The organism is Serratia sp. CC22-02, from assembly GCF_900182895.1.
GTDB classification, from domain to species: domain Bacteria; phylum Pseudomonadota; class Gammaproteobacteria; order Enterobacterales; family Enterobacteriaceae; genus Serratia; species Serratia nevei.
Window position 1 is genome coordinate 53,724 of the sequence record NZ_FXUD01000012.1, and the last position, 14,978, is coordinate 68,701.

At 63.4% G+C, this 14,978-nt stretch carries 16 protein-coding genes; 15 read left to right on the forward strand and 1 reads right to left on the reverse strand.

The genetic code is table 11. The annotated features are described in order from the left end of the window. Positions 1-330: 330 nt before the first annotated feature. The 14 genes from QOL81_RS24335 to QOL81_RS24400 all read left to right on the forward strand — a co-directional run bounded on the left by QOL81_RS24335 (position 331) and on the right by QOL81_RS24400 (position 13,300). Complete coding sequence (locus QOL81_RS24335) at positions 331-648, forward strand: non-heme iron oxygenase ferredoxin subunit (RefSeq protein WP_004937614.1); 318 nt, start codon at positions 331-333, stop codon at positions 646-648. Positions 649-650: 2 nt separating this feature from the next. After that, positions 651-959 (forward strand): recombinase-like helix-turn-helix domain-containing protein, encoded by a 309-nt coding sequence (locus QOL81_RS24340; protein WP_047729876.1) that lies wholly within the window; start codon positions 651-653, stop codon positions 957-959. 20 nt (positions 960-979) lie between these two features. After that, on the forward strand, positions 980-2,023 hold the full coding sequence (locus tag QOL81_RS24345; protein WP_070913735.1) for a Rieske 2Fe-2S domain-containing protein: 1,044 nt from the start codon (positions 980-982) through the stop codon (positions 2,021-2,023). Further along, positions 2,020-2,775, forward strand: coding sequence for an SDR family oxidoreductase (locus QOL81_RS24350; protein ID WP_047729877.1), 756 nt, complete (start codon positions 2,020-2,022; stop codon positions 2,773-2,775). Before QOL81_RS24345 ends, QOL81_RS24350 begins: the two co-directional genes overlap by 4 nt. 36 nt (positions 2,776-2,811) lie before the next feature. Continuing rightward, positions 2,812-3,606 carry an IclR family transcriptional regulator gene (locus QOL81_RS24355; RefSeq protein WP_004937625.1) on the forward strand — a complete coding sequence of 265 codons (795 nt, stop codon included), beginning with the start codon at positions 2,812-2,814 and terminating at the stop codon, positions 3,604-3,606. A gap of 109 nt (positions 3,607-3,715) precedes the next feature. Next, positions 3,716-4,657: a VOC family protein gene (locus tag QOL81_RS24360; RefSeq protein WP_049195187.1), complete on the forward strand. Its 942-nt coding sequence runs from the start codon at positions 3,716-3,718 to the stop codon at positions 4,655-4,657. Then, positions 4,654-5,865, forward strand: a complete 1,212-nt coding sequence (locus QOL81_RS24365; RefSeq protein WP_060422706.1) for an NAD(P)/FAD-dependent oxidoreductase — start codon at positions 4,654-4,656, stop codon at positions 5,863-5,865. Before QOL81_RS24360 ends, QOL81_RS24365 begins: the two co-directional genes overlap by 4 nt. 23 nt (positions 5,866-5,888) lie before the next feature. Beyond that, positions 5,889-7,145: an MFS transporter gene (locus QOL81_RS24370; RefSeq protein WP_283440117.1), complete on the forward strand. Its 1,257-nt coding sequence runs from the start codon at positions 5,889-5,891 to the stop codon at positions 7,143-7,145. 32 nt (positions 7,146-7,177) lie between these two features. Then, positions 7,178-7,702, forward strand: a complete 525-nt coding sequence (locus QOL81_RS24375) for a cupin domain-containing protein (protein ID WP_004937634.1) — start codon at positions 7,178-7,180, stop codon at positions 7,700-7,702. Then, positions 7,702-8,520 (forward strand): alpha/beta fold hydrolase, encoded by an 819-nt coding sequence (locus QOL81_RS24380; RefSeq protein WP_283440118.1) that lies wholly within the window; start codon positions 7,702-7,704, stop codon positions 8,518-8,520. The genes QOL81_RS24375 and QOL81_RS24380 overlap by 1 nt, the downstream gene beginning before the upstream one ends. Then, positions 8,517-9,311 carry an SDR family oxidoreductase gene (locus QOL81_RS24385; protein WP_047570596.1) on the forward strand — a complete coding sequence of 265 codons (795 nt, stop codon included), beginning with the start codon at positions 8,517-8,519 and terminating at the stop codon, positions 9,309-9,311. The genes QOL81_RS24380 and QOL81_RS24385 overlap by 4 nt, the downstream gene beginning before the upstream one ends. A gap of 15 nt (positions 9,312-9,326) precedes the next feature. Next, entirely contained in the window at positions 9,327-10,121 is a 795-nt protein-coding gene (locus QOL81_RS24390) for an aspartate dehydrogenase (RefSeq protein ID WP_060441057.1), read from the forward strand. A 16-nt stretch (positions 10,122-10,137) separates the two neighbouring features. Continuing rightward, positions 10,138-11,607, forward strand: coding sequence for an aldehyde dehydrogenase (locus tag QOL81_RS24395; RefSeq protein ID WP_047570600.1), 1,470 nt, complete (start codon positions 10,138-10,140; stop codon positions 11,605-11,607). Positions 11,608-11,659: 52 nt separating this feature from the next. Then, positions 11,660-13,300, forward strand: coding sequence for a thiamine pyrophosphate-binding protein (locus QOL81_RS24400; protein ID WP_070913742.1), 1,641 nt, complete (start codon positions 11,660-11,662; stop codon positions 13,298-13,300). 40 nt (positions 13,301-13,340) lie between these two features. On the opposite strand, the gene loiP is transcribed toward QOL81_RS24400, so the two are convergent. Beyond that, on the reverse strand, positions 13,341-14,093 hold the full coding sequence (gene loiP / locus QOL81_RS24405; protein ID WP_019456034.1) for a metalloprotease LoiP: 753 nt from the start codon (positions 14,091-14,093) through the stop codon (positions 13,341-13,343). Between the two features lie 238 nt (positions 14,094-14,331). Here loiP and QOL81_RS24410 point away from each other — a divergent pair. Then, positions 14,332-14,978, forward strand: a 647-nt coding sequence (locus QOL81_RS24410; protein ID WP_502950669.1) for a thiamine pyrophosphate-binding protein, incomplete at its 3' end; no start/stop codon positions are given.

The window sequence follows — 14,978 nt, forward strand, 5'->3', positions numbered from 1 at the left end:
GCACAAACGCGGGGGATGAGGCTGATTGATGTAAATTTATTGTTATCAAATAGGATGTGGAAGACAGTGAGAAAACACTTTTACGCGCAATGCGTCGTCGGAATAAACGCATTTTTTGCCATAAATTAGCGGGAGAGCGCACAACTGACATAGGTTTTTCATATCGGTGCATGATTTCGTGATCCTTCCCGCATTTGTCATTTTTAAACAACCTTTCATTAACATTTGCCGTACCGCCCGCTTGACGAAAGTTTCGCCAGACCTATAGTGGCTGTATTAAATAAGAAACTGAGTTTCATATATGAAACAATCAGATAGAGGACAAAAGCAATGAGCTGGAAGAATGTGTGCGAAGTGTCTCAGGTGAAAGAAGATTTTCCTTTCTCCGGCAAAGTGGAAGGAAAAGAGATCGGGGTGTACCTGCTCGACGGTAACTACTACGCGTTGGAAGACGTTTGCCCGCATGCTTATGCCTTGCTCAGCCAGGGGTTTGTAGACGACGGCAAGGTTGAGTGCCCGCTGCACGAAGCGCTGTTTGACGTGCGCACCGGCCAGTGTCTGCGCGAGCCGGGCGGCCGCGATCTGCAAACCTATCCCACCCGGGTGGTCGACAACCAAATCCAGATCACCTTTATCGCGGAGGAGTAATCATGCAGCACATCACCGATTTCAATCCCTGGCTGCCGGACACCCAACAGGTGACGCCGGCCCGCGAAGGCGGCAACGGTCAAATCCATCAGCCGGGCCAGTTCCGCAATGTCATCTGGCAAAACCGCGCTCGTGTGCCGGACGGTTTCGAAGCCGCCCTGGTGGCGGCGCTGGAAACGATCTTCGATCAGGGCGCGGAAGAGCTGGAGCAGATCGTCAGCGCGTTGAATCAGCGCCGCCTGTTCGATCGCAGCGGCCAGCCGTGGAATGAGGCGACGTTCCGCGAATTCCTTCACGTTAACGGTTTCTGAGCCACCTCCGGGAGAAGACAATGACAGCAAACACAACATCCTCCGAACAGAGCTTGCAGGACTATCTTGACCAGGGGTTGCGCGGCATGTGGTATCCGGTGCTGGCCAGCTGGGAAGTGGGCAACAACCCGGTCGGCATCACCCGTCTGGAGCAGCAAATCGTGGTATGGCGCGACGGCGAAGGCCAGATCCATGCGCTGGAAGACCGCTGCCCGCACCGCGGCGCGCGGCTTTCCATGGGGTGGAACCTCGGCGATCGCATCGCCTGCTGGTACCACGGGGTAGAGGTCGGCGGCGACGGTACGGTGAAAGATGTGCCGGCAGTGGATCGCTGCCCGCTGGTGGGGCAAAAATGCCTGCGGTCTTACCCGGCCAAAGAAGCCTACGGCGCAGTGTTCCTCTATTTCGGCGTGACGGCGGATGAAACGCCGGCGGCGCTGACTTTCCCGCAAGAACTGGCGGACGAAGCCTCGTACAGCAACTTCCTGTGCACCGCCAGCTGGAACTGCAACTACCAATACGCCCTGGAAAACGTGATGGATCCGATGCACGGCACCTACCTGCACTCTTCCTCTCACTCGATGGCGGAAGGAGATCGCAAGGCGGATATGGGGCTGGAGCCGACCGACAGCGGGTTTATCTTCAAGAAGAACGGCCAGATCGGCGTCAACTTCGACTGGGTGGAGTTCGGCAGCAGCGGCGCCTATTGGATGCGCCTGTCGATCCCATACAAGAAGCGCTTCGGGCCAGGTGGCCACTTCTGGATCATCGGCATGGTGGTGCCGGAAGACAAGGATCACTGCCGGGTCTTCTTCTGGCGCATCCGTAAGGTCAAAGACTGGCAGCGTGACATGTGGCGCTTCATGTACCGCAACCGCCTGGAATCATTGCATTGGGACGTGCTCGAGCAGGATCGCATCGTGCTTGAGAACATGGCGCCTAACGCCCGCGGCCGCGAATACCTGTACCAGCACGACGTCGGTCTTTCTCGCCTGCGTCGCCTGATGCAGAAAGAGGCGCAGAAACAGCTGGCGACGTTGCGTGAGCGGGAGGCGGCGCAGTGAACGGCCTGCTGAACGGTAAACGTATCGTGGTCACCGGGGCGGCGCGCGGTCTGGGCTACAGCTTCGCTGCCGCCATCGCCGCCGCCGGCGCGCAGGTGGTGATGTGCGACATTCTGGCGGATGAACTGGCGGCGAGCGGTGCCGCGCTGCGCGAGCAGGGCGCTCAGGTGGAAACGCAGACGATCGATCTGGCGTCACCGGATTCGATCCGCTCGGCGTTCGAGAAGATCGCCGCTGGCGGCGGGATCGACGGCCTGGTAAACAACGCGGCGCTGGCGACCGGCGTCGGCGGCAAAACCATGATGGAATACGATATCGATCTGTGGGATCGGGTGATGCAGGTCAACGTGCGCGGCACCTGGCTGGTGAGTCAGGCGGCGGTGCCGCTGCTGGCGCGCAATCCGCACGCCAAGATCGTCAACGTGGCGTCGGACACTGCGCTGTGGGGCGCGCCGCGCCTGATGGCCTATGTCGCCAGCAAAGGCGCGTTGATCGCGATGACCCGATCGATGGCGCGCGAACTGGGCCCGCAGGGGATCTGCGTCAACGCCATCGCACCGGGCCTGACGCGGGTGGAAGCCACCGAGTATGTGCCCGCCGAGCGCCATCAGCTGTATGAGCAGGGGCGCGCGCTGGCCGGGGCGCAGCATCCGGACGATGTGAACGGTACGGTGCTTTATCTGCTGTCGTCGCTGGCGGATTTCGTCACCGGCCAACTGCTGCCGGTCAACGGCGGCTTCGTATTCAACTGAGGCCCGCAGGGCAGGCGCACAGCGCAGGAGCGAGAGATGGCGGACGAGCAAGCATGTAAGTATCTGATCCCGGGACTGGATCGCGGGTTGCAGTTGCTGCTGGCGTTTGGCGAGCAGCATAAGGAAATGACTTTCGCCGAGTTGCATCGCCTGGTCGATATGCCGAAGGCCACCGCTTACCGCGTGGTGCAGACGCTCGAGCACCTGGGCTTTTTGGAGCGCAATCCGCGCACCAACACCTTTGCGCTCGGCATCAAGGTGCTGCGCCTCGGCTTCGAATACATCGCGTCGCTGGACGTGGCGCAGGCTGGCCAGCCGGTGATCGAGCAGCTGCGCGATCGCAGCCAGTGCAGCAGCCATCTGGCGATCCGAGACGGGCGCGACGTTATTTACATCGCCCGCGTCAGCGCCGCCGGTTCGCAAATCAATCAGGTCAGCGTCGGCACCCGTTTGCCGGTGCACCAAACCTCTCTGGGTCGCATGCTGTTGACCAGCGCCACCCGCAGCGAGTTCGAACAACTTTATCCGGACGCGCAGCTGCCGGGCAATGCGCCGGGCACCCCGGCGGATCGCGAAACGCTGTGGCAGATGGTGCAACAAGACAAAGCGCGCGGCTATGTGATCGGCGAATCGTTCTTCCGCCACGGCATCTCCTCGATCGTCTACCCGATCTTCAACCGCGAGCAGCGGGTCGAGGCGGTGGTCAGCATCATGGTGCCGTCCGATGAGATCCCGAAAGCGGATCGCGAGCGGCTGCGCATGGAAGTGCGCGACGCGGCGGAGAAAATTTCCGGCTTCCTCGGCGCGCCGCCGCAGGCCAACGTCGGCTAACCGACAGGACCGACTCTTTTACTCAGGCAGGGATAAGGCCCGTAGCAAACAGGGGCCGGGGTTCACTCATGCCTGAAAACCGTATGCAGCGAGAACGTGAGGCTGAACAATGAGCGTAATCGGAATCGAAAAATTGGAATTTGGCGTCGAAGATCTGCCAACCTGCGAAAAATTCATGCAAGACTTCGGCCTGCAGCCCGCCACGCAACATTGGGGCGAACCGCAGCGCGAATTCACTACCCTGAGCGGGGCGCGGGTTGTCTTGCATCCGTTGCAAAGCGCGGCGCTGCCTGCGGCGTTTGAAGGCGGTTCTACCCTGCGCCGCATGACCTGGGGCGTGGCCTCGCCCGCCGAGCTGGCGCGCCTGCAGCCGCGTTTGGCGCTGATGCCCGGCTTCCGTCAGGTGGGAGAAGAGCTGGAATGCCTCGATCCCAACGGCATGACGCTGCGCTTCGTCGTCAGCCGCCAGCAGGCGGTCGAGGTGCCGGTCACGCCGATCAACCAATGGGGCGACGTGCGCCGCATCGATCAACCCAGCCCGGTCTATTCGCAGGCGCAGCCGATCAACATCGGCCACGTGGTGTTCTTCGTTGAGGATCTGGCGGCGACCGAGCGTTTCTATCGCGAGCTGTTGGATTTCCAGGTTTCCGATCGCTATATCGATCGCGCCGTCTTCCTGCGCACCCAGGCGCGCGGCGGCCACCATAACCTGTTCCTGCTGAAGCTGCCGAACCGCCCACGGGGCCTGAACCACGTGGCGTTCACCGTGCGCGATATCCACGAAGTGATCGGCGGCGGCATCGCCATGAACAAAGAGAAGTGGAGCACCTTTATCGGCCCCGGCCGCCACCCGATCTCCTCGGCCTATTTCTGGTACGTCAACAGCCCGACCGGCGGCGCGTTCGAGTACTACACCAACGACGATTATCTGACGGAAAACTGGCAGCCACGCGAGCTGGAGCATTCATTGGTCTCCTTCACCGAATGGGCGGTAGAGGGCGGCATCGATCACGACACGCGCCGCCAGCATAAAAAGGCGGAGGCGTTATGAACCGGCCGGAACACGCGGGCATCGTCATCGTCGGCGGCGGCCAGGCCGGCGGCTGGGCGGCCAAGACGCTGCGCGATCGCGGTTACAGCGGCCGGCTGACGGTTGTCAGCGACGAACCCTACGATTTTTACGAGCGGCCGCCGCTGTCGAAAGCGGCGCTGCTGGATGCCGCGGCTCCCCTCAGCCGGCTGTTCAGCGAACAGGCGGTGGCGGAGCTGAATATCGACTGGCGTCGCCCGCTGCGCGCCGAGTCCATCGATGCAGAACAGCAAATCGTCACGCTCAGCGACGGGCAACGGCTGCAGTTCGAGCAGTTGCTGATCGCCACCGGCGGACGGCCGCGTGTGCCGAGCGCCGCCTGGGCGCAGCACCCGCGCGTGATGACGCTGCGTTCCTGGGACGATGCGGCCCGGTTGCGGCAGGGCCTGCAGGGCTGCCGTCGCCTGGCGATCGTCGGCGGCGGTTGGATCGGGCTGGAGATCGCCGCTTCCGCGCGCCGTCTCGGCGCCGAGGTGACGGTGTTTGAACGCCAGCCTGCGCTGTGCATGCGCAGCGTCGGCGCCGACGTCTCACAGGCGTTGCTCGAACTGCATCGCCAGCAGGGCGTCACGGTGCTGTGCGGCTGCGGCGAGATCTCGCTGGAAGATCGCGACGGCACCGCCTGGATCGGCAGCGAAGTCAGCGATCCGCAGGCCTTCGATCTGGTGGTGGTGGGGATCGGTGTCGAGCTGAATCTCGAACTGGCGCGCAGCGCCGGGCTGGCGATCGACTCCGGCATCGTGGTCGACGGCCAGGGGCGCACCAGCCATCCGGCGATCTTCGCCGCCGGCGATGTGGCGCGCCACCCGACGCTTGGCCTGTGCCTGCAGTCCTGGGCCTACGCACAAAATCAGGCCATCAGCACCGCCTGTGCGATGCTCGACGCCTTCGCCGCCCCGTATGACGACGTGGCCTGGCTTTGGTCGGATCAATACGACGCTAATATCCAGATCCTCGGCGTGCCGAGTGGCGGCGTGCACCATGTGGTGCGCCGCACGCCGCAGTCGCAGGTGTTCTTCACGCTGAACGCCGATCGGCAGCTGGTGCAGATGGTGGCGTTCAACGACGCGCGCACCATCAAGCTCGGCAAGCGTTGGTTGGCGAGCGGCCGGGTGCTGGATCCGCAGCAGTTGGCGGATGCGGAGTTTTCTTTGATGGCGTTGAAATAACGCCCGAACCTCGGGAGCGTTTTATGACTACGCAAGACATTGACGCCCGCGCTGGACGGGCGGGGGAAGCCGTTGCCGAAAATCCGCAGCAGCGGGTGCGCTGGTCGGTGCCGATCGCGCTGTTTGCCTGCGTGCTGTTGGCGTTTTTCGACAAGATCAGCATCGCGGCGCTGTTTTCCGATAGCGAGTTCCAGCAGGCGTTAGGGATCGGTTTTGACCCGGCGCGGCTGGGCTTGCTGATGAGCGCGTTTCTGTTCTCCTACGGCATTTCCTCGATGCTGCTCAGCGGCATCGGCGATCGGCTTAATCCGGTCAAGGTATTGATTGGCATGATGGTGGTGTGGGGCGTGCTGATGGTGTTGATGGGGATGGTGCGTTCCTATCACGCCATGATGACGCTGCGCATTCTGCTCGGTATCGCCGAAGGGCCGCTGCTGCAGATGGCCTACGCCATTATTCGTCAGGCCTTCCCGCCGCAGCTGCAGGCGCGCGCCACCATGCTGTGGCTGCTCGGCACGCCGCTGGGCGCCGCGCTTGGCTTCCCGGTCACCCTGTACATCCTCAGTACCTTCGACTGGCAGGCCACCTTCTTCTTTATGGCGTTTCTGACGTTGCCGGTGATGTTGCTGGTGCTGTTCGGCATGCGCCACCTGAACGTCGCGCGCCCGGCGGCGGCGACCAAGCCGGCGGTGTCGGAACGCCAACAGCATCGCCGCGAGCTGCTGCGCAGCCCGCACTTTTGGATGATCTGCCTGTTCAACATCGCCTTCCTGACCTACCTGTGGGGCATGAACGGCTGGTTGCCGAGCTACCTGATCAAGGGGAAAGGCATTCATCTGGAGCATGCCGGTTATCTCTCTTCGCTGCCGTTCATCGCCATGCTGCTCGGCGAAGTGCTGGGCGCCTGGCTGTCGGACAAGCTGGATCGGCGCGCGCTGGCCTGCTTCCTGTCGCTGTGCGGTGCCGGCCTCGGTCTGGCGGTGGTGCTGCACCTGCAGGGCACCTACAGCGTGATCGCCGCCATGGCCTTCAGCACCTTTATGTGGGGCGCCGGCGCGCCGAATATTTTCGCGCTGTTGGCGAAGGCGACCAGCAGCAAGGTCAGCGCTACCGCCGGCGGTATCTTCAACGGGTTGGGCAATTTTGCCGGCGCGCTGGCGCCGGTGCTGATGGGGGCGTTGATCGCCGCCACCGGCAATATGGATAACGGCCTGCTGTTCCTGGTGGTGATGGCTTTCGTCGGCTGCCTCATTCTGCTGCCGTTACTGAGAAAGTACTGATTAATCAATCGATTCAACAGAGGAGTGACAACATGTCTCAGGTTGAGAACAAAGCCGGCGTCAAGCCGCAGGATCTGTCGATGGAAAATTGGGTGGAGTCGCGCATCGCCCGTTTCGAAGGCCGTAAATACGACTGGAACGCGCTGAAGTTCCAGGCCGACTTTGACCCGAAATACCGCCGTGCGCAGATGCGCTACATCGGTACCGGCGCTACCGGCGTGGCCAGCGACGCCAACACCATTCCGGCGGGCAATTTCACCTTCTCCACCATGGTGCTGCCGTCGAAGTGCGAGGGCCCGCTGCACCTGCACGACGACGTGGAAGAAGTGTTCTTCATGCTGAAAGGCAGCATCACGCTGATGATTCAGGATGGGGAAGAGTATTACGAAACCCGGCTGAAAGAGCGCGATCTGATCTCGGTGCCGGCGGGGGTGTATCGCGGCCTGTTCAACCACGGCGAGGAAGAGGCGCTGATGTGCGTGATGCTCGGCACCGCCAAGCCGGAGATCCCGACCTATCCGGCGGATCACCCGCTGTCCAAAGTGAAGCGCAACTGATGAACGGCCTGGCGCAACGCCAACGGGCGCGCTGCGGGGCGTATACCCTGAGCTGGCGCGAGGCCGGGCAGGGGCGGCCGGTGGTATTGCTGCACGGCATCAGCTCCGGATCGGCCTCGTGGATCAAGCAGCTCAACGATAGCGGCCTGACGGACGGCCACCGTCTGTTGGCGTGGGATGCGCCGGGCTACGGCGGCAGCCTGCCGTTGGCGGATCCTCAGGCCGATGCCGCCGGTTATGCGGCGGCGTTGGCGGCGCTGATTGATGAGCTGCAGCTGGCGCAGCCGCTGATCGTCGGCCATTCGCTGGGGGCGCTGATCGGCAGCGCCTATGCCGCCGGCTATCCGGACGGGTTATGTGGATTGGTGTTGGCGGATCCGGCGCAGGGCTATGCCACGGCGCCGGAGGAAAAACGTCGGCAGGTGTACGGCCAGCGCCAACAGATGATAGAGACGCTGGGGCCGGTGGGCTACGGCGAGCAGCGGGCGGCGGCATTGCTGCGTGAAGGGGCGGATCTGCAGGATATCGCCTGGGTGCGCAACGGCATGCAGCAGCTCGATCCCGACGGTTTTCTGAGCGCAGCCTGGATGCTGGCCAACGACGATATCGGCCGCTATCTGGCGCGCTATCGCGGCCCTCTGGAAATCTGGTGCGGTGAACAGGATCGCATTACGCCGCCGGAGAAGGCGGCCGAGCTGGCACGTGAGCAGGACGCGACGCTGCGTTTGATCGCCGCCGCCGGCCATGCCAGCTACCTCGACGCGCCGGCGTGTTTCAACCGCTATCTGCGGGACTTTACGGGAGCAATCCAACGATGAATTTTCAGCTTGAGAATCGGGTGGCGGTGGTGACCGGCGGCTCGTCGGGCATCGGTTTCGAAACCCTGAAACTGCTGCTGGCCGAAGGGGCGAAGGTGGCGTTCTGCGGCCGCGATCCGGACAAACTGGCCGGCGCAGCAGCCAGCCTGCGTGCGGAGTTTCCGCAGGCGGAGATCCTGGCGCTGCGCTGCGACGTACTGGACGCGCAGCAGGTGGCGCAGTTCGCTGACCAGGTGACGGCGCATTTCGGCGGCGTGGATCTGCTGATCAACAACGCCGGTCAGGGCTTCGTCGCCCATTTTGACCAAACGCCGCGCGAAGCCTGGCTGCATGAGGCCGAGCTGAAGCTGTTCGGCGTGATCAACCCGGTGCAGGCGTTCTTACCGGCGCTGGAACGGTCGACGATCGCGTCGATCACCTGCGTGAACTCACTGCTGGCGCTGCAGCCGGAAGAACACATGATCGCCACCTCGGCGGCGCGCGCCGCGCTGCTCAACATGACGCTGACGCTGTCGAAAGAGCTGGTGGGCAAAGGCATTCGCGTTAACTCGATCTTGCTGGGGATGGTGGAGTCGGGCCAATGGCGCCGCCGTTTCGACGAGCGCAGCGATAAAGATCAAAGCTGGGAGCAGTGGACGGCGGCGATCGCCGAACGCCGCGGCATCCCGATGAAGCGCCTCGGCAAGCCGCAGGAGCCGGCGCAGGCGCTGCTGTTCCTCGCTTCGCCGCTGGCTTCCTTTACCACCGGCGCGGCGCTGGACGTATCCGGCGGCTTTAACCGCCATGTGTAGCAGGGGCCGATAAAGATGAAGAAGATCATGATGATTGGCTACGGCGCGATGGCGAAGGAAGTGATCGCCCGTTTGCCGGAAGGCGTGGAGGTCGGTTGGATCCTGGCGCGCGCGGCTCATCATGCGGCGATCGCCGAGGCCTTTGGCGGGCGGGTGCAGGCGTTGACCCATCCCGAGCAGTGTTTGCAGCGGCCGGATCTGGTGCTGGAGTGCGCCAGCCAGCAGGCGGTGGCGGAGTTCGGCGAAGCGGTTCTGCAGCGCGGTTGGCCGCTGGCGCTGATCTCGACCGGCGCGCTGGCGGACGCCGCATTGCAACAGCGGCTGCAGCAGGTTTGCCGCCGCCATCACGGGCAGTTGATCGTGTTGTCCGGTGCGGTGGCGGGGATGGATGGGCTGGCGTCGGCGCGCGAAGGCGGGCTGGAGAGCGTGACCTATCAGGCCAGCAAAAGCCCGGCCAGCTGGCGCGGCAGCCCGGCGGAGCAGTTGATCGACCTCGATGCGGTGAGCGAAGCGCAGGTATTTTTTGAAGGGTCGGCGCGCGAAGCGGCGCGTTTGTTCCCGGCCAATGCCAACGTGGCGGCCACCATTGCGCTCAACGGCCTGGGGATGGACGCCACCCGGGTACGCCTGCAGGTCGATCCCGCCACCCGGCGCAATACCCATCGTCTGCAGGTGTGCGGCGACTTTGGCGAATTTCACATCGAGCTGAGCGGCACCCCGCTGGCGAGCAATCCCAAAACATCAACCCTGGCGGCGCTGAGCGCGGTACAAGCCTGTCGCCGTCTGGTGGACGGCGGTTTTATTGCCTGAACGGCAGGAGCGGAGCATGGAACGATTGAATATTTTTGTCGCCGGGCGCTGGCGTGAAGGGCGTGGCGAAGAGATGGCTTCGGTATTCCCGGCCGACGGCAGCGTCAACGCGCGGCTGCGTGCCGCGAACGTCGAGGACGTGAACGAGGCGGTGGAAGCAGCGGAACGCGCCTGGCGCGCGCCGGAATGGCGTGGGCTGGTGCCGCACCAACGCGCCTCGATCCTCTACCGCGTCAGCAACCTGATTCTGGCGCAGCAGGAACAGTTGGCCGAGCTGCAGACCCGCGACAACGGCAAGCCGCTGGCGGAAACCCGCGGGCTGGTGGCCAGCGCGGCGGCGACCGCGCGCTACTTCGCGGCCGCCTGCGAGGTGTTGGAAGGCGAGCTGCCGACCCCGCGCAGCGCCGAGGTGATGACGATAAGCCAGTATCAACCGATGGGGGTGATCGCCGCCATTACGCCGTGGAACTCGCCGATCGCCAGCGAAATGCAGAAGGTGGCGCCGGCGCTGGCGGCGGGCAACGCGGTGGTGCTCAAACCGGCCGAAGCCACGCCGCTAATGGCGCTGAAGCTGGCCGAGTTGTTCGAACAGGCGGGCCTGCCGGCTGGGCTGCTCAGCGTGTTGCCGGGCAAAGGTTCGGTGATCGGCGAGGCGTTGGCGCGCCATCCGCTGGTGAAAAAGATCTCCTTTACCGGCGGGACCAGCACCGGGCGCCATTTGGCGCACATCGCCGCCGACAAGCTGATCCCCACTTCGCTGGAATTGGGCGGCAAATCGCCGACCATCGTGCTGGAGGACGCCGATCTGGAGCAGGCGGCGCGCGGCATCTGCTACGGCATTTTCAGCTCCGCCGGCCAGGCGTGCATCGCCGGTTCGCGGCTGTTCGTGCATCGTTCGCTGTATCAGCCGCTGCTGGCGCGTTTGACCGAACTGACGGCGGGGCTGCGCATCGGCAACCCGCTGGTGCCGGGCGTGCATCTCGGCCCGCTGATCAGCGCCAAACATCGGCAAAGCGTGGCGGACTACGTGGCGCTGGCGCGGCAGGAGGGCGGCCGGGTGATCATCGGCGGCGAAGCGCCGGCCGATCCGCAGCTGGCGAGCGGTAGCTATTACCTGCCGACCATTATTGAAGGCTTGAACAACGACGCCCGCGTCTGCCAGGAAGAGATCTTCGGCCCGGTGCTGGTGGCGCTGCCGTTTGACGATGAGCAACAGCTGATCGAACAGGCCAATGACTCGGTGTACGGCCTGGCGGCCGGCATCTGGAGCCGCGACTTCCCTCGCGCGATGGCGCTGGCGGAGCGGCTGGAAACCGGCACCGTCTGGGTCAATACCTACAAAACGTTCTCGATTTCCACGCCGTTCGGCGGTTTCAAGGAAAGCGGGCTGGGCCGCGAAAAGGGCCTGAACGGCATCAAGGCCTACATGCAGCAGAAAAGCGTGTATCTGGCGCTGAGCCATCAGGTGAACCGCTGGAGCGACTAGGCCGACACCTCTACGCATAACCCTAATAACGAATACCCTAAGAAGGCAGATGATGAGCGATAAAATCACGGTTGGCGAGGCGATAGCCCGGACTCTGGAACAGTATGCGGTGTCGGCGATGTACGGCATCATTTCGATTCATAATCTGCCGATCGCCGATGCGGTGGGGCAGCGCGATAAAATTCGCTTCGTGCCGGCGCGCGGCGAAGCGGGGGCGGTCACCATGGCCGACGCGCACGGGCGTTTCTCCGGCCTGGGCGTAGCGTTGACCAGCACCGGCGCCGGCGCCGGCAACGCGGTGGGGGCGATGATTGAGGCGCTCAATGCTAACACGCCGCTGCTGCATATCACCGGCCAGGTGGAAAAAGCCTATCTGGACGCCGACGCCGGTTTTATTCATGAAACCCGCGATCAGCTCGGCTTCCTGCGCGCCTGCTCCAAGCGCGCTTACCGGGTCAATTCGCCGGAGCAGGCGGTGGCGGTGATCCAACGGGCGATCCTGGATGCGCAAACCGTGCCCTGCGGCCCGGTGGCGGTCGAGATCCCGATCGATATTCAAAGCAGCCTGGTTTCCCGTTCGGTGCTGACCGAGCCGTTGGCGCCGGCACCGCTGCCGAAGGCGGACGATGCGGCGGTGGAACGGCTGCATCAGCGGCTGAAACAGGCCAAGCGTCCGCTGCTGTGGTTGGGCGGCGGCGCCTTGGCCTGCGGCGACGCGGTGCGCAAGCTGGCGGACGCCGGCGTGGCGGTGATCTCCAGCACCCACGGGCGCGGCATTCTGCCGGACAGCCATCCGCGCAGCCTGCGGGCGTTCCATAACTCACCGAGCATCGAAGCGATCCTGACGCAGTGCGATCTGACGCTGGTGGCCGGTTCGCGCCTGCGCAGCAATGAAACCCGTACCTGGACGCTGCCGCTGCCGCGCCCGCTGGTGCAGATTGACATCGATCCGGCGGCGGCCAACCGCAACTATCTGGCCGATGAACAGATCAACGGCGACTGTGCGGCGCTGCTGGCGGCGCTGGCGGCGCGGCTGGCCCCCGGCGAGAAGGTCAACGCCGAGTGGGATGCCGAGATCGCGGGGGCGGTGCAGCAGGCGGAGAGCGCGCTGCGCCAGCAGTCCGGTGAATACGCCAAACTCAACGACGCCATCGACGCCGCGCTGCCGCAGGACGGGCTGTTGGTACGCGATATCACCGTTTCCGGCAGCGTCTGGGGCAGCCGGTTGTTCCGGGCGATCTCGCCGCTGTGCAACATTCACTCGCTGGCGGGTGCCATCGGTATGGGGCTGCCGATGGCCATCGGCACCGCGATTGCCAACCCGCAGCGCAAGGTGGTGGGGCTGGTGGGCGATGGTGGTCTGGCGCTGGGCCTGGGCGAGTTGGCGACCATGGCGCAGGAACAGGTGAATATCACCCTGCTGATCATGAACGACGGCGGTTATGGCGTGATGCGCGGCATTCAGGACAAGTACTTCGCCGGGCGCCAGTATTACAACGAGCTGCATACGCCGGCGTTCACCCAGATTGCCGAAGCGATGGGGCTGAAAGCCTGGAAGGTGGACGCAGCGGCACAGTTCAACGGCGTGCTGGCCGAAGCGATCAACTACCCAGGGCCGTCGGTGGTCGAGGTGGACATGAAACAGGTCGGGCCGCTGACTTTCGCCGGGCCGCCGCAGAAAACGCTGTATTAATACGATAAAAAACGCCCGGCGATGCCGGGCGTTTTCGTGATTATTTCTCTGCCGCGATGCGGTCGCGGATGTGCTGCGCACGCGCTTGGGAAGAAGGGTGGTCGTCGAACAGGCTGCTCTGGCGGCCGGCTTCCATCTGGGCCAGCTTCTCGAAGCTGGTGGCCAGGCCGTTCGGATCGATGCCGCGTTTTTTCAGCAGATCGAACGAGTAATCATCCGCTTCGCTTTCCTGCTTCTGCGAGAACTGGGCGCTGACCAGCTTCTCGCCGATGTCTGCCAGCTGCGACTGCGACAGCGAGCCGATGACGCCGCCGGCGGAGGACGCCGCGGTGCGCAGCGCCACGGTGCCGTAAGCCACCTGCATCGCCTTGCGGGTGTGGCCCAGCGCCACGTGGCCCATTTCATGGCCCAGCACGCCTTCCACTTCGTTGTCGTTCATCATGTCCATCAGGCCGCTGTAGACGCGGATGCAGCCGTTGGCCATTGCCCAGGCGTTGACGTCTTTGGTCACGTAGACCTTGTAGTTGGCCGGGGTGCCGTTGATGTTGTCGCCCAGCGCCGCGGCGATTTTGTTGAGACGCTTGGCGTAGGTGCTGTCGGCCGGCGCGATTTGTGCCTTGCTGTCCATCTCGGCGCAGGATTTATCACTCAGGGCCTTAACGTCGTTGTTGCTCAGGGTCGCCGCCTGGAATGCCTGGGCGCCGGACTGCATCAAGGTTTCGGTATTCAGGTTTTGACAGCCGGTTGCCAAGGTGGCAATGCCCAACGCAATCAAAGAGGTACGGATCTTCATAACGCCATCTTCCTGTGAAGGTAACAAGGTAAAAGAATCATTTTGCTTGGAGGAAATCTTGTCGCAAGAGCCTAGTGTACGTCAGACGGGGCGAGAATAGTGTTATTCCGAAAAAGCGTCCAATCGTGCTAATAAGTGGTGAACTCGCTCTCATTTGGCATTAGGGATTGCCGTTGTGATGTGGAGTCTGAGAAAATAGGGAACTTGACTGCTTTTTTTATCCGACCTGGAGTAAAACATGTCCTCTCGTAAAGAGCTTGCCAACGCCATCCGCGCACTCAGCATGGACGCCGTACAAAAAGCAAATTCCGGCCACCCGGGTGCCCCTATGGGCATGGCGGACATCGCCGAAGTCCTGTGGCGTGACTACCTCAACCACAACCCGACTAACCCGCACTGGGCTGACCGCGACCGTTTCGTGCTCTCCAACGGCCACGGCTCCATGTTGATTTACAGCCTCCTGCACCTCACCGGCTACGACCTGCCGATGCGCGAGCTGGAAAACTTCCGTCAGCTGCACTCCAAAACCCCAGGGCACCCGGAGTACGGCTACACCCCAGGCGTTGAAACCACCACCGGCCCGCTGGGCCAAGGCATCGCCAACGCCGTCGGCTTCGCCATCGCCGAACGCACCCTGGCGGCGCAGTTCAACCGCCCGGGCCACGACATCGTTGACCACCACACCTACGCCTTCATGGGCGACGGCTGCATGATGGAAGGCATCTCGCACGAAGTCTGCTCTCTGGCCGGCACCCTCAAGCTCGGTAAGCTGACCGCTTTCTACGATGACAACGGCATCTCCATCGACGGCCACGTCGACGGCTGGTTCACCGACGACACCGCCCTGCGTTTCGAAGCCTACGGCTGGCACGTGGTGCGCAACGT